Origin of the sequence: Shigella sp. FJ200513, assembly GCF_040495915.1 — a bacterium.
Taxonomy (GTDB): domain Bacteria; phylum Pseudomonadota; class Gammaproteobacteria; order Enterobacterales; family Enterobacteriaceae; genus ECMA0423.
This window is the reverse complement of the sequence record NZ_JBDYCV010000028.1, coordinates 22,785-40,703: the sequence shown is the minus strand read 5'-3', so window position 1 is coordinate 40,703 and position 17,919 is coordinate 22,785. Positions and strand designations below refer to the sequence as shown.

Annotated in this window: 17 protein-coding genes and 2 pseudogenes; 7 read left to right on the top strand and 12 right to left on the bottom strand. The window is 50.8% G+C overall.

What is annotated here, in order from left to right; all coding sequences use genetic code 11:
* The coding region (locus ABZJ92_RS22445) for a hypothetical protein (RefSeq protein WP_369812015.1) at nt 1-63 on the top strand (63 nt) is incomplete at its 5' end.
* 12 nt (nt 64-75) lie between these two features.
* On the opposite strand, the pseudogene ABZJ92_RS08640 reads toward ABZJ92_RS22445, so the two are convergent.
* Nucleotides 76-381 (bottom strand): annotated as a pseudogene (locus ABZJ92_RS08640) (TonB-dependent receptor plug domain-containing protein); the annotation flags it as partial.
* Between the two features lie 264 nt (nt 382-645).
* Nucleotides 646-906: a DUF1471 family periplasmic protein McbA gene (gene mcbA / locus ABZJ92_RS08635; protein ID WP_000710620.1), complete on the bottom strand. Its 261-nt coding sequence runs from the start codon at nt 904-906 to the stop codon at nt 646-648.
* 275 nt (nt 907-1,181) lie between these two features.
* Between mcbA and rlmF the strand changes: the two genes are divergently transcribed.
* Nucleotides 1,182-2,108, top strand: coding sequence for a 23S rRNA (adenine(1618)-N(6))-methyltransferase RlmF (gene rlmF / locus ABZJ92_RS08630; RefSeq protein WP_001343936.1), 927 nt, complete (start codon nt 1,182-1,184; stop codon nt 2,106-2,108).
* Here the strand turns inward: rlmF and ybiO are convergent.
* The 6 genes and pseudogenes from ybiO to rhtA all read right to left on the bottom strand — a co-directional run bounded on the left by ybiO (nt 2,105) and on the right by rhtA (nt 8,946).
* A pseudogene (ybiO, locus tag ABZJ92_RS08625) lies at nt 2,105-4,329 on the bottom strand (mechanosensitive channel protein). The gene rlmF and the pseudogene ybiO overlap by 4 nt on opposite strands.
* Nucleotides 4,330-4,589: 260 nt before the next feature.
* The gene (glnQ, locus tag ABZJ92_RS08620) at nt 4,590-5,312 is read right to left on the bottom strand and encodes a glutamine ABC transporter ATP-binding protein GlnQ (protein WP_000569086.1); all 723 of its coding nucleotides are present in this window, start codon (nt 5,310-5,312) and stop codon (nt 4,590-4,592) included.
* Nucleotides 5,309-5,968, bottom strand: coding sequence for a glutamine ABC transporter permease GlnP (gene glnP / locus ABZJ92_RS08615; protein ID WP_001159065.1), 660 nt, complete (start codon nt 5,966-5,968; stop codon nt 5,309-5,311). The genes glnQ and glnP overlap by 4 nt, the downstream gene beginning before the upstream one ends.
* Nucleotides 5,969-6,106: 138 nt before the next feature.
* Nucleotides 6,107-6,853 carry a glutamine ABC transporter substrate-binding protein GlnH gene (gene glnH / locus ABZJ92_RS08610; protein WP_000843867.1) on the bottom strand — a complete coding sequence of 249 codons (747 nt, stop codon included), beginning with the start codon at nt 6,851-6,853 and terminating at the stop codon, nt 6,107-6,109.
* 403 nt (nt 6,854-7,256) lie between these two features.
* Nucleotides 7,257-7,760: a DNA starvation/stationary phase protection protein Dps gene (gene dps / locus ABZJ92_RS08605; RefSeq protein WP_000100800.1), complete on the bottom strand. Its 504-nt coding sequence runs from the start codon at nt 7,758-7,760 to the stop codon at nt 7,257-7,259.
* A 298-nt stretch (nt 7,761-8,058) separates the two neighbouring features.
* Nucleotides 8,059-8,946 carry a threonine/homoserine exporter RhtA gene (gene rhtA / locus ABZJ92_RS08600; RefSeq protein ID WP_005048475.1) on the bottom strand — a complete coding sequence of 296 codons (888 nt, stop codon included), beginning with the start codon at nt 8,944-8,946 and terminating at the stop codon, nt 8,059-8,061.
* Nucleotides 8,947-9,180: 234 nt separating this feature from the next.
* Here rhtA and ABZJ92_RS08595 point away from each other — a divergent pair, with 234 nt between their 5' ends.
* A complete protein-coding gene (locus ABZJ92_RS08595) occupies nt 9,181-9,246 on the top strand; it encodes a protein YliM (protein ID WP_120795379.1) in 66 nt (21 codons plus the stop codon).
* A gap of 52 nt (nt 9,247-9,298) precedes the next feature.
* Nucleotides 9,299-9,814 (top strand): outer membrane protein OmpX, encoded by a 516-nt coding sequence (gene ompX / locus ABZJ92_RS08590; protein ID WP_001295296.1) that lies wholly within the window; start codon nt 9,299-9,301, stop codon nt 9,812-9,814.
* Between the two features lie 47 nt (nt 9,815-9,861).
* On the opposite strand, the gene opgE is transcribed toward ompX, so the two are convergent.
* Together opgE and mntS are read right to left on the bottom strand one after the other, a co-directional pair.
* Complete coding sequence (gene opgE, locus ABZJ92_RS08585; protein ID WP_001054680.1) at nt 9,862-11,445, bottom strand: phosphoethanolamine transferase; 1,584 nt, start codon at nt 11,443-11,445, stop codon at nt 9,862-9,864.
* Between the two features lie 271 nt (nt 11,446-11,716).
* Nucleotides 11,717-11,845, bottom strand: a complete 129-nt coding sequence (gene mntS / locus ABZJ92_RS08580; protein WP_001001761.1) for a manganase accumulation protein MntS — start codon at nt 11,843-11,845, stop codon at nt 11,717-11,719.
* A gap of 185 nt (nt 11,846-12,030) precedes the next feature.
* Between mntS and mntR the strand changes: the two genes are divergently transcribed.
* A complete protein-coding gene (mntR, locus tag ABZJ92_RS08575; RefSeq protein ID WP_000091007.1) occupies nt 12,031-12,498 on the top strand; it encodes a manganese-binding transcriptional regulator MntR in 468 nt (155 codons plus the stop codon).
* Nucleotides 12,495-13,613: an anion transporter gene (locus ABZJ92_RS08570; protein WP_000056462.1), complete on the top strand. Its 1,119-nt coding sequence runs from the start codon at nt 12,495-12,497 to the stop codon at nt 13,611-13,613. The genes mntR and ABZJ92_RS08570 overlap by 4 nt, the downstream gene beginning before the upstream one ends.
* Nucleotides 13,614-13,670: 57 nt before the next feature.
* Here the strand turns inward: ABZJ92_RS08570 and ldtB are convergent, their stop codons facing one another.
* The gene (gene ldtB / locus ABZJ92_RS08565) at nt 13,671-14,591 is read right to left on the bottom strand and encodes a L,D-transpeptidase (RefSeq protein WP_001056377.1); all 921 of its coding nucleotides are present in this window, start codon (nt 14,589-14,591) and stop codon (nt 13,671-13,673) included.
* Between the two features lie 218 nt (nt 14,592-14,809).
* Between ldtB and ABZJ92_RS08560 the strand changes: the two genes are divergently transcribed.
* Nucleotides 14,810-16,402, top strand: a complete 1,593-nt coding sequence (locus ABZJ92_RS08560; protein WP_000961469.1) for an ABC-F family ATPase — start codon at nt 14,810-14,812, stop codon at nt 16,400-16,402.
* Nucleotides 16,403-16,642: 240 nt separating this feature from the next.
* Here ABZJ92_RS08560 and ABZJ92_RS08555 read toward each other — a convergent pair whose 3' ends face one another.
* Nucleotides 16,643-17,908: a DUF1479 domain-containing protein gene (locus ABZJ92_RS08555; protein WP_000168813.1), complete on the bottom strand. Its 1,266-nt coding sequence runs from the start codon at nt 17,906-17,908 to the stop codon at nt 16,643-16,645.
* Nucleotides 17,909-17,919 lie beyond the last annotated feature (11 nt).

The following is a 17,919-nucleotide window of genomic DNA, read 5'->3' as shown; positions in this document are numbered from 1 at the left end:
GTGGTAAAGGAGAGGCCCTGGAAATACCCCACAGCCCCGAAAAAGAGCCAGTCAGTTGCTTAACTGACTGGCATTACCCACGCCGGGGACGTTTTTGAGCGCGTCGGTAAGGTTGGTTGCGCCCTGATCTTTAATCACTTGTTCAGAAATCACCGTCATCGTGCGGGTAGTATCCGCTACCGGACGCGAGAATTTCGGATCGGCAGATTGTTGTGGCGCATAAAGCGAAGGCGTTGATGCTTCGACAACCAGCGTGTCATCCGCGTTAGCTTGCCCTTCGGCGGCGAGTGCCTGTGCCACAGGCGTAATACCAATACAAAGACCGGCAAAGAACGTGAGCGAATGAAATTGTCTGGCAGGGAAATTGCGATTGTTTTCCATTTTGCAGGTGACTTTTTCTTATATGTTGAAATTTTCACTGCCACGAGAAAGCATCTCTGCGGATGCGATGCCACTGTTAATCCCGTGATAGTGTTCGTGCAAGTGATAATAATTTTGATAAGCATTATCACTTGATGCGATTTTCTATCACCCATTGCGCGAAAAAGAAATACATTTATTTACATTGCGTTCATATTTGATGTTTTTTGATTACAAAACAGGCGAAAACTGCATCCAGAGGCGAATGCAGTTACGTTGGTGGGGTTATTTGTAGATGGTTGCAGTACCTAACATCTGGTCATTTCCGCCTGCGGAATTAATGACATAACCTTTCGCGCCTTGTTCGCGCGCTTTTTCTGCCAGTTTATCCTCCAGATCGCTTAGGTTTGATGCGCCAGTTGCCGAAACGGTACCGGCGGGCCGTAGCTGACCGCTGTCCAGGTTACTCATCGGTTGCGCGGCATAAGCCGTGAGAGAGATTCCGCTCAGGACGGTGGCAATCAGTAGTGTGAGGCACTTTTTCATAATGACATCCTCATAAATACAACGGGTAGTGCCTGATAAGTGTAGGTCGCCTGCGCGATGCAAATGACGCAAAAAATTGACAGAGAAATGCTTATTTTTTGAACGATATATTTTTACAAAATAAGACAAATCAATGACATGCATAATGCTGATTTTTATGATGAATTGCCATAAACCATAGCCATGTTAAGGTTTTGGGGAATGATAAACGCAGCCAGATATTTACCCTGTCGCGTTATGCGGGTATCTTACGCCGCTGCTTAAAGGAGAATGCTATGTCCGCCCAGAAACCGGGGTTGCATCCGCGCAACCGTCATCACAGCCGCTACGATCTCGCCACGCTTTGTCAGGTCAATCCTGAACTCAGGCAATTCCTCACGCTTACACCCGCAGGGGAGCAAAGCGTAGACTTTGCCAATCCGCTGGCGGTGAAGGCGCTCAATAAGGCGTTGCTGGCCCATTTTTACGCCGTAGCGAACTGGGATATCCCCGACGGTTTTCTCTGCCCACCAGTACCGGGCCGGGCGGATTATATTCATCACCTTGCCGATTTACTGGCTGAAGCAAGCGGAACAATTCCAGCGAATGCCAGCATTCTGGATATCGGCGTTGGTGCGAACTGTATTTATCCGCTGATTGGCGTACATGAATATGGCTGGCGTTTTACCGGTAGTGAAACCAGCAGCCAGGCGTTAAGCAGTGCGCAGGCGATTATCAGTGCTAATCCGGGGCTTAACCGCGCCATTCGTCTGCGTCGGCAAAAAGAGAGTGGGGCGATTTTTAACGGCATCATCCACAAAAACGAGCAATACGACGCGACCTTGTGTAACCCGCCATTCCACGATTCCGCCGCTGCGGCGCGGGCAGGTAGTGAGCGTAAACGCCGTAACCTGGGGCTGAACAAAGACGATGCACTGAACTTTGGTGGTCAGCAACAGGAGTTGTGGTGTGAAGGCGGTGAAGTCAACTTTATCAAAAAGATGATTGAAGAGAGCAAAGGCTTCGCGAAGCAGGTGATGTGGTTTACCTCGCTGGTATCTCGTGGTGAAAACTTACCGCCGTTGTATCGTGCTCTGACCGACGTGGGCGCGGTGAAGGTGGTAAAAAAAGAGATGGCCCAGGGGCAAAAGCAGAGTCGCTTTATTGCCTGGACCTTTATGAACGACGAGCAGCGCCGCCGTTTTGTTAATCGCCAACGTTAAAGCGTTGGCTCCCCCGGCGGCAGCGGTTCAGCCGGGGTCGCGCCCGGAGCAGGCAGCACCTGATAAGTCTGCACTGGCGCGCGAACGCCCGCCAGGTCGAAATGTTTTTTCACCTGGCTGTCGAGGGCAAAGCGTACCGTCCACTGTTTGAGTGGCAGCGTGGTGAACGAAACACGCAGTGTAAACGCGGTATTGCTTAAGCCGACAATCCCGGCAAAGTTCGGTTCACCAATAATCAGCCCGCGAATTTCTTCGTTTTCCATCAATTCCGTTACCGCATCTTTCAGTGCCTGATTGGCTTTATCAGCATCTTCATGGCGATCAACATCGTAGTTTGCCACTACCGAACCAATACCGCGGACGAAGTTAGCAAAGGTGGTTATCGAAGACCACGGAATGATGTGATACGCCCCGGTATCCTGGCGCACGCCCACGGAGCGAATCGACATCCGTTCCACTGTGCCGGTCAACGGCCCGATAGTCACCAAATCTCCAGTGTTCATGCCGTTTTCAAACTGAATAAATACCCCGGTGATAATATCTTTTACCAGCGTTTGCGAACCAAACGAGATAGCCAGACCTAATGCCCCGGCACCTGCCAGCAATGGCGCGATATTGACGCCGATTTCCGACAACACAATCATGATGGTGATGGTACTGATAATCACCGCCAGCGCGTTACGGAACAGCGTCAGCAGGGTACGCGTACGGGCGCTGGGTAGCGGGCGGCCATGAATATCCGAAGCCAGCCGGTTTTCGATCAAACTGGCGAGCACCGTCCAGCCAACCGCCGAGAAGAAAAGAATGAGTGCGATGCGGATCAGGATATCTACGGTTTTCTGCCCCGCGCCGTTTTGCAGCCAGTTCCAGAAATCGAACAATCCCCATGCGCTCAACAGCAACATTACTGCCACGCAGACGGTCAGAATACGCGCCGTTTTCAGCGCCGCCGAAAGCCAGCCATTCAGCCGTTTTTGTAGCTCCGGATAGTTACGCTGAGTATGTGGCGAGAGGGTGATGGTTTTCGCCAGCCAGCGGGAAAACATACCGGAAACAAACGCTGCGATACCAATAATCGCCAGGCTGCGCACCGTTGCACCCATCATAAATTTCAGACTGTTGCCCGGATCGAACAACGAAAAGAAAAACAGCATGATAAAATAGGCGCTTGCCAGCCAGTGCCACACCAGCGCAAAGGCGCGGATAAACAGGCTGAAAAAAGCCAGCGAATGCTCCGCAAAGTTGAGCATATGCTGGGTAATCTCTTTTTTATTTCGGAAGATCAGGTACAACGCCCAGACGGTCATGCACAGCATAATGATGACGTTCGCCAGCGCACCTATCTGTACATTCACCTGATTAGAGATAATCGGCACGGCCACAATCAGGCCATAGCCAATCAGGCTGCTTAACCAGCTCAGGCGACGACCCCAGTAACGGGCGCTCTCGTCCTGAATCGTGAACGGGCGCAGCTCCGCCACGTTTGGGCAAAAAATCAGGCGTAGTACGGCTTTGAAAAATTCAATCAGGGCAAAGGCGTTGAGAAACAAACTTTGTTGGAAAGCGATGGTGCGACTGCCTGCATTCAGGTTGTCGCTTAATACCTGGCCGACAAATAATGTCAGGGCCAGTAACAGCAGGTCGATAATAAACGCCCCAATAATCATCGCCGGAAGCTGCAACCAGTTGCTGCGCTCACGATTTTTTTGCCTCGCCCACTGACCCATTTTGCGATATAGCGGCAGTGCGCACAGGCGAATCAGCCAGTAAAAACCAAACACTAATACCGCTAACATTGAAAAATGGCTCAGCGCATTGCTGAAGGTTTGTGGATTAAATGGCTTATGCGGGGAGCCGGTGATATTGCGATAAAGTTGCCCGAAGCGGGCGGAAAGGGCTTCACCATAATGGCGGCTGACTTCGGTGACCTTTTGCAGCACGGTTTGCTCTTCAACCAGCGTCGGCGGCACGATCTTCGGGACCGGTTCCGCAGGGGGCGTCGCGGCGACAGTACGCAACTGGTCGATCAACTCTTTACGCGAGGTGTCGTTATCCAGCACATCCGCCAGTGCGCCATAGGCCGCTTTTTTTGTTCGATATCCGGTTCCGGGGCCGGTTCAGTCGTTGAGTCCGTTGTCGTTGTGGTTGTAACGCCGGGTATGGATACCGCGTGGGCAGGTGCGCCCAGCAGGCAGAAGAGGATGAACAGGATCCACCGCATGACTCCTCCAGTGAGAAAACAGAGCAAAAAGATAAGTATAGATGCTGGGGGAGGGGCGATTTTAAATGAGAGGAATCTGGTGTGCCTCCCTTTCGGGTGAAAGGGAGGAAGGGATATTAAGCAGGTTGCTGACAACGTGCGGGCTTTTTTGCCGGATGCGGCGTGAACGCCTTATCCGTCCTACAAGTTCATGCAATTTTAATAAGTTGCCAGATATCCTGTAGGCCTGATAAGCGTAGCGCATCAGGCAATGTGTCTTATTAAGAGACGTGCTGCAAAAATTCCTGCAAGCGCTGGCTCGGCGGGTTCTTGATCAACACCTGCGGATTGCCATCTTCCGCAATCCGGCCTTTGTCGATAAAGATCAGCCGCGAAGCTACTTTCTCGGCAAAACCGATTTCGTGGGTCACGATCACCATCGTCATCCCTTCTTCAGCCAGATCCTGCATAACCTTCAGCACTTCATGGCGCAGTTCCGGGTCAAGAGCGGAAGTCGGTTCATCAAACAGCATCATTTTCGGCTTCACCGCCAGCGCGCGGGCAATCGCCACACGCTGCTGTTGACCACCAGAAAGTTCGGAAGGGTAGTGATGTGCACGTTCTGCCAGACCGACTTTCGCCAGCAGCTCACGCGCCAGTTTTTCCGCCTCTTCTTTGTTCGCGCCACGCACGCGTAGCGGACCAAACATGACGTTTCCCAGCGCCGTCAGATGCGGGAAGAGGTAAAACTGCTGGAACACCATACCTGCTTCCTGGCGAATCAGGCGCTCGTCAACTTTCGGATCGTTGACCTTCAGGCCATCGACAATCAGATCGCCGGAGGTGATTTCTTCCAGTTTGTTGATGCAGCGCAGCAGGGTCGATTTACCGGAACCGGACGGCCCGATAATCACCACGACTTCGCCCTGGGCAATGTTCAAATCGATATTGTGCAGCACCTGGGTTGGGCCAAAGTGCTTGGAGACGTTTTTAAATTCAATCACAGGATTTTCATCCTTCTTTCCAGACGACGCAGAATAAAGCTCAGCACCAGGGTAATAATCAGATAGAACACCGCCACGGCGCTCCAGATCTCAAGGGCGCGGAAGTTACCGGCAATAATTTCTTGCCCCTGACGGGTCAGTTCCGCCACGCCGATAACAATAAACAGCGAGGTGTCTTTAATGCTGATGATCCACTGGTTACCCAGCGGCGGCAGCATACGACGCAGTGCCAGCGGTAAAATGACGTAGCGAATGGTTTCCCAACGTGAAAGACCGAGCGCCAGTCCTGCTTCACGAAAACCTTTGTGGATAGACAGCACCGCACCACGCGTGATTTCCGCAATGTACGCGCCGGAGTTGATCATGATGGTGACCACCGCCGCAGTAAATGGGTCGATGCGTAAGTCGTTAAACGCCATCGGCAGGGCGAAATAGATAAACATCACCTGGACGACGATAGGTGTGCCGCGGATCACTTCAATAAAGACCAGCGCGACGTGGTTGGCTATCCAACCACCGAAGGTGCGTGCAAAACCTGCCAGCAATCCGATTACCAGACCGCCAGCCAGACCGAGGACCGAAATCCACAGGGTCATTTTGGCACCTTCAATCAGAAGCGGAATGGCAGGCCAGATGGCACTCCAGTCAAACTGCATATGTTGTTCCTGTTACCGTGGTGTAAATAATCAAATTCAGGGTAATTAATGGCCCCGGAGCGGGTTTGCGCCCCTCACCCTAATCCTCTCCCCAGGGGGGAGAGGGAACTGCCAGTGCGCTTTACAGGTGTAGCGTTATTATTTCGGTTCAGTACTGAACCATTTTTTGTAGATTTCGTTGTAAGTTCCGTTCTCGCGCAGGGTTTTCAACGCGCCGTTGACTTTGTCACGCAGCTCGTCGCTACCTTTCGGGAACGCAATACCGTATTGCTGCGCTTCCAGAGAGTCACCTACCGCTTTGAACTGACCGTTACCGGCGGTTTTGATGAAGTACAGAATGTTTGGCGTATCGTGCAGAACGGCGTCTGCGCGGTTGGTGCCCAGTTCCATATAGGCGTTATCGATGTTCGGGAACTGACGCAGATCTTTAGTTTTGATGTTTGCTTTCGCGTAATCAACGGAGCCAGTACCGCTCTTCACAGCAACCACTTTCCCGTCGAGATCTTTCACGCTTTTCACATCGTTATTGTTAGCTTTCACCATCACTAACAGGCCGCTTTTGTAGTAGCCGTCAGAGAAATCGATCGCTTTTTTACGCTCGTCGGTGATGGTAATGCCCGCCAGCGCCAGATCGACGTTTTTGGTTTGCAGTGCCGGAATGATCCCACTGAAATCCATCGGCTTCAGTTCGTAATCCAGCTTCAGCTCTTTAGCGATGGCAGCCCACAGATCAACGTCAAAGCCCACATATTTATCGCCCTGTTTAAATTCAAACGGAACGAAGGCGGTATCCGTCGCGACAACTAATTTTTTATCCGCGGCATGAGAAGAAACCGCAAAAGCCAGGGTCAGTGCAGCCAGTGAAACTTTTAATACAGACTTCATAGCATTTCCTTTTTTCTATCCACGGGACGATCCCCTGCGTGACATTCACATATATGAAAAAATCGTGCCAATTTTGCAACTCATTGATTTTTCGAGATGCGGCAAAAACGTGATGCACGATTTATAGGGCAATACCCTGAAGATGCACCATTCTGGGGCACCAATCTGGTGCGCTAAAATTGTGCACTCAACACAGTGATTATTTAGCGTAAAACCTGATGAAAAAACAATCTTTATGTAACGATTGTGTAATGATGTGGATACAAAAAATTTACTTAATCAGCTGGGGATAGCAGATGGATGCACTAAATAAGTGCGTTGAGGTGGGCTGCAAAACAAAACGGCCTCCTGTCAGGAAGCCGCTTTTATCGGGTACTAAAGTTCTGCACCATCAGCGATGGATTTATTCGATGTTAGACTCGATAAACCACAGGAATTTATCCAGGTCGCGAGACGCGGCGGTCAGGATATCTGCGGTGTCGTCATCTTTCGCTTCGCCAATCGCTTTGCGTACGTCATTAGCGACGATTGCGTAACGGTCAGCCAGTTCTTTCAGGTGATCCTGAACGTTGTGGATGTCCAGCGGGTAACTTTTCAGCGGGGTTTTGCTGTTGATAACTTGAGTGGTCCCCAGAGCTACACCGCCCAGCTGCACGGCACGTTCTGCCATGGTATCCAGATGATCGATCAGTGCGGTGCGGAAGCCATCCAGCATTTCATGTACGGCAATGAAGTTAGCGCCGCGCATGTTCCAGTGCGCTTGTTTGGTAATCAAAGAAAGATCAATAAACTGGATAACCTGGCGATTCAGCAACTCTACTGTTGCTTTTTTCTCGCTGTCGGAGACATCGTTGCGGGTATAAAGCAGATTGGTCGCTTTTGATTTAACTAATTTAGCGGTACTCATAATTTCATATCCTCTTGATGTTATGTCCCAGTAATTAACGAGACTAAGTATAGCACCGGCTATGTGTTCCGCTATTCTGGCTGTTCCTATCACACTAATAGTGGTAACAAGCATGAAAAACAAAACTAATAAAGATTCAATGAGTTAGATATATTGATAAGAACAATTCTTATTTATCTGCTCGCCAGGAATTTTCGGAATAAATATGCTTTTGCATAATTCGATATATAAATACGGTGTAGAGGAAAAGTAGCGAGAAATTCTGCATGGTTATGCATAACCATACAGAAATGTAAATTTAATTAATGTCTAATTCTTTTATTTTGCTCTCTTTGCGTACTGTCAGCGTAGACCCCATTGAAGCGGCGATGATAGCGCCGAGCGCCAGCAGCTGTATGGGTGTCAGTGTTTCTCCGAGGAAAATCATCCCGGAAACGGCAGCCAGCGCCGGTTCCATGCTCATCAGCGTACCAAATGTCCGTGTTGGCAAACGGGTGAGGGCAATCATTTCCAGCGAATAAGGCAGAGCGGTCGAGAGAATAACGACAGCCAGACCCAATGGAATAACCGACCAGTGCCAGAGTGCTTCACCAGCCTGAAGCGCTCCAATTGGCACGAAAATTAACGCTGCAATCAACGAACCAATTGCTACCGTCGCAGGGCCATGTTCCGCTCCTGCGCGTTGCCCACTTAAAATGTAAATAGCCCAACAAGCCCCGGCCCCCAGTGCCAGCGCACAGCCGGTTAAATCGACATGGGAAACGTCTTGCCCCAGCGGTAGCAGGAACCACAGACCAAGAACCGCCAGCACAACCCAGACGAAATCTACCGGGCGACGAGAAGAGAACAGCGCCACCGCCAGTGGTCCGGTGAACTCCAGCGCCACCGCAATACCCAGCGGTACTGTCTGAATAGAAAGATAAAAAAGATAATTCATCCCACCCAGCGAAACGCCGTAAAACAACAGCGGTAACCGTTGCTCTTTGGCAAAGCGCAGTCGCCATGGCTTAAAGAACGCGATGAGGATCAGCGTTCCTAATGCCAGACGCAGCGCAGTGACACCCGGTGCGCTCACCAGAGGAAAAAGTGACTTAGCTAACGAGGCTCCACCCTGAATAGACGCCATGGCAACGAGCAATATGACTATTGGTAACCAGACCGGCATTTTACGTAATGAACCAGGCATCCTTTCTCCCACAAATATCTAGACTTAAGTAAAGCGTGGAGTGTACTGGATATACCCAATGCTGGTTGAGCATTTGTTGAAAAAATTTTCCCCCGTTTTGACTAAAATGCGCCAGGATTGATGGAATCATTAGTCTGGTGATTAGGAATAATCTGGATGAATGACAGGGAAAACATGCGTAATACTTACGCAGTTCTCTGAAAAAGTGATTTAAATTTAGATGGATAGCGGTGTATGGAAACGTTCTGTTACATGAAATGGCCCGTTAGACATCACAAATCGCGAAGAGTTTCCCATTAATTTTTGATATATTTAAAACTTAGGACTTATTTGAATCACATTTGAGGTGGTTATGAAAAAAATTGCATGTCTTTCAGCACTGGCCGCAGTTCTGGCTTTCACCGCAGGTACTTCCGTAGCTGCGACTTCTACCGTAACTGGCGGTTACGCACAGAGCGACGCTCAGGGCCAAATGAACAAAATGGGCGGTTTCAACCTGAAATACCGCTATGAAGAAGACAACAGCCCGCTGGGTGTGATCGGTTCTTTCACTTACACCGAGAAAAGCCGTACTGCAAGCTCTGGTGACTACAACAAAAACCAGTACTACGGCATCACTGCTGGTCCGGCTTACCGCATTAACGACTGGGCAAGCATCTACGGTGTAGTGGGTGTGGGTTATGGTAAATTCCAGACCACTGAATACCCGACCTACAAACACGACACCAGCGACTACGGTTTCTCCTACGGTGCTGGTCTGCAGTTCAACCCGATGGAAAACGTTGCTCTGGACTTCTCTTACGAGCAGAGCCGTATTCGTAGCGTTGACGTAGGCACCTGGATTGCCGGTGTTGGTTACCGCTTCTAATCACTTTGGTGATATAAAAATCCGCCTCTCGGGGCGGATTTTTGTTTTTAAGGTTTCGGGTCGAAAATATCGGTTCCGAGATGGTTGTAATCCACCTTCTGTAACTGGAAGTTGGTGATGTATATCGGCCCGGCTTTCTTCTCAGATATAAACGGGTATTTGATATTTATTTCCTTCGCTTTAATTCCCGTCCACTGCGAGAAAAAGCCTAAGAAGTCATTGGCTGAGCGGCGGGCTTTAATCACCCGATGCGCTTTATCGCCGCTGGAAATGACCATAAAAGGCACCTGGAAATTTTGCTGATATTTATCATCATGGGCAAGGTATTGCACGTCTTTGCCGCGCTCTTTAAAGGCCAGACCGTGGTCAGAAAAGTAAACCAGAGAGAAGCTGCTGCCGCTGTTGCGTAACTGATCGTACAGCTTGCGCAGTAAATCGTCCGTTTGCGTCATGGTATAGAGATAGCACGACGTTTCTTTCGATTGCACAAAGGTTTCGTATTTGCCTTGTGTCCTGTCGCAGGCCTGCGGATGCGAGCCCATCAGATGCAGAACAATCAGCTGCGGTTGCGAGTGCTCTTGCGCCAGCACTTGAGCGGTCATATCCAGTAACGCTTCGTCTTTCGTGTTTTTATCTGCTTCAAAATTACCTTCTTTCAGGAAGTACACTTCATCTGCACGTTTGGCGATGCTGGCGATAGCAGTATCGTATTCGCCGATTTGGCCCTGGTTGGAAAACCACCAGGTCTGGAAGCCCGCGCGATTTGCCAGGGTGACAAAGTTATCCTGAAACTGTGGTTTGCCATCGACTACGCGATTGAGCGTTAAGCCAAGCGATTTCTGCGTGGAGCCACTGGCAGCAATGTAGTCAGCAAATATCAAACCGTTAACGCTGCTGGCAAACGGGGTATTGTCCCAGTGACCGCCAAAGGCACCGAGGGCATCGCGACGCGCGCTTTCACCGATCACTACCACATAGGTCTGATACTTCGGCTTAACGGCAGTGACCGTCCAGGTATCTTTCATTCCGGAAAGTTTTGCCATCCGTTCTTGCTCTTCAATCACCTCGTTATTATTGACGATGACATCCTTAGCAAAACGAAATACCGGATAGCCAGTATCTTTCAGTTTAAATACGCCACCCCAGGCCAGGTTTTGCACGGGAGCAACAAAAAATGTCGCCACACTGAATACCAGACACAGGCTGTCGAAGGTATTCCAGCGCGCTTTTTCATTCTCTTTTTTTCGCCTGATTGCTATTACGCCGAGCGCAAAAATAAATAAGCCGACCAGGTAGCTGTACCACGGAAAAATCGTCAGGATTTCGGTCGACTCTTCCATATTGGTGGAGTGCAATGCCAGCAATGTATTGAAATTAGGCGCGCCGTAGGCCTGAGCAAAAGGGAAATAACAAGCCGCCACCAGCGAACTGACACCGACCAGAACTTTTTGTACGCGAGGCAATGTTCGCCATAGCAAAAGCAAAATAGCCGTAAACGCAGCGGTGTAGAGCAAACTGAAGGGGTAACCTAAGCCGAGGTTAATTAATAGCGACTGTAAAAAGTAGAACGCAGTCCACGGGCTAAATACCCGGCTACGGGTAACAAGCGATTCTTTGAGGGTTAAATTCATATGCCACTATCGTAACAAACGCCATGTGCTTACCCTGGCGTCAAGGGTCAATACCTGCAAGAGTGCGTGAAGAGGGGAAAGGGGTCCGCATCCGCGAGCCGCAATATACGCAGGGCTGCAAGAAGATAGAGCGAGCCGCCGTTCAGGTCAACTACTGACGAACAAATCTTTTGCGAAGGGGATTGCAAATCCGACAAAAAGTGGTTTTTTTCAGACCAAAACGCGTTATGCCTGCATAAAAGCAGGAGTGAAGCGGCGTACCGCGACGCCGCTATTTATCTGAAGGTTTATCTTGCTGCGGTTTGTTGTTGACCATATCGCACAACATAGAGAGCAGCATTAACCGTACTTTAAAGGGAGAATGACTAAACACGCGCATACACCTCTTGAACTCATTCATAAGACCTCCTGACTTGCTAATCCCGTCGATCCTTGAGGGATGATTGCATTACATACAGATATAGCACAGGCTATATTATATAGCTATTGCTAAAACGTTAATTTTTTGTACCTTCGCAACTCTGGTTTACAATGTGCGCACGAAATGAGAACGCTATGTATGCGTCACCATAATGAGGAAGCACAATGAGTCGTCGCGCAGGTACGCCAATAGCAAAAAAAGTGACGCAGTTAGTGAACGTGGAAGAGCACGTTGAAGGGTTCCGCCAGGTCAGAGAGGCGCATCGGCGCGAGCTTATTGATGATTACGTTGAGCTGATTTCTGACTTGATCAGGGAAGTGGGGGAAGCTCGTCAGGTGGACATGGCTGCTCGTCTGGGAGTTTCGCAACCGACGGTGGCTAAAATGCTTAAGCGGCTGGCAACCATGGGGCTGATTGAAATGATCCCCTGGCGTGGCGTGTTTTTAACGGCAGAAGGAGAGAAGCTGGCGCAGGAAAGCCGCGAGCGACATCAGATAGTCGAAAATTTCTTGTTGGTGTTGGGCGTCAGTCCGGAAATCGCCCGTCGCGACGCGGAAGGCATGGAGCACCATGTTAGTGAAGAGACGCTCGACGCTTTTCGTTTGTTTACCCAGAAACACGGTGCCAAATGAGCCTGCCTTTTTTACGCACGCTGCAAGGCGATCGTTTTTTTCAGTTATTAATTCTTGTTGGTATCGGATTAAGCTTTTTCGTGCCCTTTGCACCGAAATCCTGGCCTGCTGCTATCGACTGGCACACCATCATCACCTTAAGCGGCCTGATGCTGCTGACCAAAGGTGTGGAGTTAAGCGGTTATTTTGATGTGCTGGGGCGCAAAATGGTGCGCCGCTTTGCTACGGAGCGTCGGCTGGCGATGTTTATGGTGCTGGCGGCGGCGCTGCTTTCTACCTTTCTGACCAACGATGTCGCGCTGTTTATTGTTGTTCCGCTGACTATCACGCTAAAAAGACTGTGTGAGATCCCGGTTAATCGGCTGATTATTTTTGAGGCGCTGGCAGTCAACGCTGGTTCGCTACTGACGCCAATTGGCAACCCGCAAAATATTCTTATCTGGGGACGTTCTGGTCTTTCGTTTGCCGGATTTATTGCCCAAATGGCACCGATGGCTGGCGCAATGATGCTGACACTCCTGCTGTTGTGCTGGTGTTGTTTCCCTGGAAAGGCGCTGCAATACCATACGGGGGTGCAAACACCGGAGTGGAAACCGCGGCTGGTGTGGAATTGTCTGGGGCTGTATATCGTCTTTCTGACGGCGCTGGAGTTCAAACAAGAGCTGTGGGGACTGGTGATTGTGGCGGCGGGCTTTGTGCTGCTGGCGCGTCGCGTGGTGTTGAGTGTGGACTGGACGTTGCTGCTGGTGTTTATGGCGATGTTTATCGACGTCCATTTACTGACCCAGCTTCCAGCGTTGCAAGGCGTGTTGGGTAACGTGAGTCATTTATCTGAACCCGGGTTATGGTTAACGGCAGTCGGTTTATCGCAGGTGATCAGTAACGTGCCGAGTACCATTTTGCTGCTCAATTATGTACCTCCGTCTTTATTACTGGCATGGGCGGTAAACGTGGGGGGCTTTGGTTTATTACCAGGATCGCTGGCAAATTTGATTGCGCTACGTATGGCGAACGATCGCCGCATCTGGTGGCGTTTCCATCTCTATTCAATACCGATGCTGTTGTGGGCGGCGCTGGTGGGATACGTTTTGTTAGTTATGATCCCGGCCTGGTAAGGTCTGGCAAATAAAAAAGGCGGATTATGAGTCCGCCTTTGTTTTACGTTTTGACGATTAATTCAGGCGAACCGGCATCCCGGAACGATTTTTGATCGCTTCATCAAGAACAACCTGGTCAACATCTGGCTGACCGGTCACTGTCTGCACGCTCTTCGTCAGGGTAATTGGCACGATTTCCTGACCTTCAAACTGGGCTTCGGTGGTAGACAGCGGGTTATGGACTTCAATATAACGGCTGCCGTCTGGCTCGGTGGTCGCTTTTACCGGCTCATCAATAAACTGTACGCGGGTACCGACCGGTACTTTCTCGAACAGGAATTTGATGTCTTCGTTACGCAGACGCACACAACCATGACTTACACGCAGGCCGATACCGAAGTTGGCGTTGGTGCCATGGATAGCATACAGGCGACCGATGTAGAGTGCATACAGACCCATCGGGTTATCCGGACCTGCCGGAACGACAGCCGGTAGCGGTTCGCCCGCAGCGCGGTACTCTGCGTGCATTTTGGCGGTCGGCGTCCAGGTCGGGCCTGCTTTCTTATGCTCAACTTTGGTGGTCCAGTTGATAGGCGTATCTTTGCCTAACTGACCAATGCCGATCGGCAGCACGATAACGGTGTTGGTCCCTTTCGGATAGTAATACAGACGCATCTCTGCACTGTTAATGACGATGCCTTCATGAACGGTATCCGGCAGGATCAGCTGCTGCGGAATGTTCAGTACAGTACCGCCTTTCGGCAGGAAGGTATCCACACCCGGGTTCGCTTCCATCATATTGGAAAGCCCCATCTGGTACTCCGCGGCAAAATACTCCAGCGGCTGAGTGTTACCTTCAGGAATGGTGATCACCTGATTCTGACCAACCAGGCGACTCCCGTCGGTTGGCAGAGGATAAGTTACCGCAGAGGCGGTACTGCAAAAGCCGACAACAGCGAAGGCCGCTGCGAATAATGTTTTCAATTTCATATTCATGTTAAGCGAGATTTTGTGCCTGGCAGGCCATTGGGTTGAGAATATTAGAGTATTGGAAGCGCATTATAAGTTCATTCCAGCTCACAGTGAAATCAGATGTGTACGAAATCACATTTTTTGCCTTTGGCTTGAGTGTAGACCTTAAGCGAGGAGCAGGATCTTCTTTCAGACTTATGGCATAATGCGCGGTTTGTCATATCTCTTTTCAGGATACGCCTGTGTTAGTTTCCAGTAACGTCACCATGCAGTTCGGCAGTAAGCCGTTGTTTGAAAACATTTCCGTCAAATTCGGCGGCGGCAACCGTTACGGCCTGATTGGCGCGAACGGTAGTGGTAAATCCACCTTTATGAAGATTCTCGGCGGCGACCTTGAGCCGACGCTGGGTAACGTTTCCCTCGATCCCAACGAGCGCATTGGTAAGCTGCGTCAGGATCAGTTTGCCTTTGAAGAGTTCACTGTGCTGGATACGGTGATCATGGGGCATAAAGAGTTGTGGGAAGTGAAGCAGGAGCGCGACCGCATCTATGCTTTGCCGGAAATGAGTGAAGAAGACGGCTATAAAGTGGCCGATCTGGAAGTGAAATACGGCGAAATGGACGGTTACTCTGCGGAAGCTCGCGCCGGTGAACTGTTGCTTGGCGTGGGAATTCCAGTGGAACAGCACTACGGCCCGATGAGTGAAGTTGCTCCTGGCTGGAAGCTGCGTGTGCTTCTGGCGCAGGCGCTGTTTGCTGAGCCGGATATTCTCCTGCTCGACGAACCGACCAACAACCTCGACATCGACACCATTCGCTGGCTGGAACAGGTGCTGAACGAGCGTGACAGCACCATGATCATCATCTCGCACGACCGTCACTTCCTTAACATGGTCTGTACCCACATGGCGGATCTGGATTACGGCGAGCTGCGCGTTTATCCGGGTAACTACGATGAGTACATGACGGCGGCGACCCAAGCGCGTGAACGTCTGCTGGCCGATAACGCCAAGAAGAAAGCGCAGATTGCTGAGTTGCAATCTTTCGTTAGCCGCTTTAGCGCCAACGCCTCGAAATCTCGCCAGGCAACTTCGCGCGCGCGCCAGATTGATAAAATCAAACTGGAAGAGGTGAAAGCCTCCAGCCGTCAGAACCCGTTTATCCGTTTTGAACAGGATAAGAAACTGTTCCGTAACGCGCTGGAAGTGGAAGGTCTGACCAAAGGGTTTGATAACGGTCCACTGTTTAAAAATCTCAACCTGCTGCTGGAGGTCGGTGAAAAACTTGCGGTACTGGGTACCAACGGCGTCGGTAAATCAACGCTGCTGAAAACGCTGGTGGGCGATCTGCAACCGGACAGCGGCACCGTAAAATGGTCTGAAAACGCGCGCATTGGTTACTACGCCCAGGACCACGAATATGAGTTTGAAAATGATCTGACCGTGTTCGAATGGATGAGTCAGTGGAAGCAGGAAGGCGATGACGAGCAGGCGGTACGCAGCATTCTCGGTCGTTTGCTGTTCAGCCAGGACGACATCAAAAAGCCAGCTAAAGTGCTTTCCGGTGGGGAAAAAGGGCGGATGCTGTTTGGTAAGTTAATGATGCAGAAGCCGAACATTCTGATCATGGACGAACCGACCAACCACCTGGATATGGAATCCATCGAGTCACTGAACATGGCGCTGGAACTGTATCAGGGCACGCTGATCTTTGTTTCACACGACCGTGAGTTCGTAAGCTCCCTGGCGACCCGCATTCTGGAAATCACCCCGGAACGCGTGATCGACTTTAGCGGTAATTACGAAGATTACCTGCGTAGTAAAGGGATCGAGTAAGTGATTATCCGTCACCCCGATACTGTCGGGGTGACGACGGCTGATGACAAATGCAAAATAGCCTGATGCGCTACGCTTATCAGGCCTACGCAGTACCTGTAATATATTGAATCTGCAGGACTTTGTAGGCCGGATAAGGCGTTAACGCCGCATCAGGCATTAAGAAAGCGCACTTGTCAGCAATCTGAGTAACGTCGAATCGATTTTCTTAATCCCACATCAATTCACTTCCATTAACTCTCAAACATCCATGCCCAACGCTCGCTTACCGTGAATGTTGAGGTCGGCAAGCGTAAAGCGTCCTTCCCAGTTTGTTTCATAGTCCTCGCGCGGGAAGTCGCCCGGCGATGCGCCTTTTTCCAGTGCGGCCTTCACCTTGTGCGCGTAGGCAAGATTTTTCTCGCACATCGGTGCCGCAGGAATGTACATCACGTTGCCCCAACCCTGTTGATTTTCAACGGGGGCAACGGAATGGATGACGTCGCAGTGCCACCAGACGGAGTCTCCGGCCTCGAGTTTTGGAATGCTGGTTAACGCCTCAATTAACAGTGGATGCCATTGCTCTGATACCGGCAACACTCTTCCGGGCGCTACGCCGCACAGTTCATCCTCCGGCACATCATCAAGCAGCGGACGTAACAGTACGTACGCCATGGCTTCAGGAATGGGCACGACGTGCAGCAACCCCTGACCAGGCAGCATATCCGAGAGCGCAGTCCAGCCCTGGAATGTCCGAAACACGGAACATTTGGTGGTGTTGTCCACCGTGTACTCTTCAACTTCCGTACGATGTGCCGCATGCCAGGGATCGTATTTCGCCAGATTGCCATTAAAGACGTTGGCGAAAACGTGCTGATACGCTGGAAGCAGCCAGCGTTCCAGCGCCCCGGAGTCGGTATGCGCTCCAAGACCTTTGGAGGTCGTTCCGGGCGGAAGGCGGCGGATACGGTCAGGGTAGATGACGCTCACATCCGGGTTAAACCATTGCTTTCCATCACTTTCAAATGTCCACAGACGATTGAGAAACGACTGCGCATTCGCCATTTCTTCACTCTGGCGGGCCTGCATTTGCGCCTGCGACCAGTAGATGGGGTAAATCTCGGGACGTGAAGCGCTGAGCGTCCCGAAGAAATTATCGCCGGGGCCTTTGTAGACCTCGTCAAAGCGGTTGCGGTTCAGATAGTCCAGCATCGACTGATCCCAGCCTAGCGCTTGTTCGCGGGGGAAATGGCCTTTTATCACCGCACAACCGCGACGTTTAATCTGTTCGCGCTGCTCTGCAGTAACATGACCTGCTTTGATATCGGCATAAGACAGCACCGGCCAGACGGCATCGCCCTGTGCTTTGAGTGCGTTGATTTCAGCCACTCGCGTGGCAATGTCATCGCTTAGCTGATTAAAGATCTGCTGGACATCGCCAAGCTGCGCCCGCAGCGCGTGCTTCATCTGACGGATAGCTGCTTTGTGATCGGCAGGCAATGTGTCGCTGGTAAAAGTAGAAGCCATAACCACCTTGC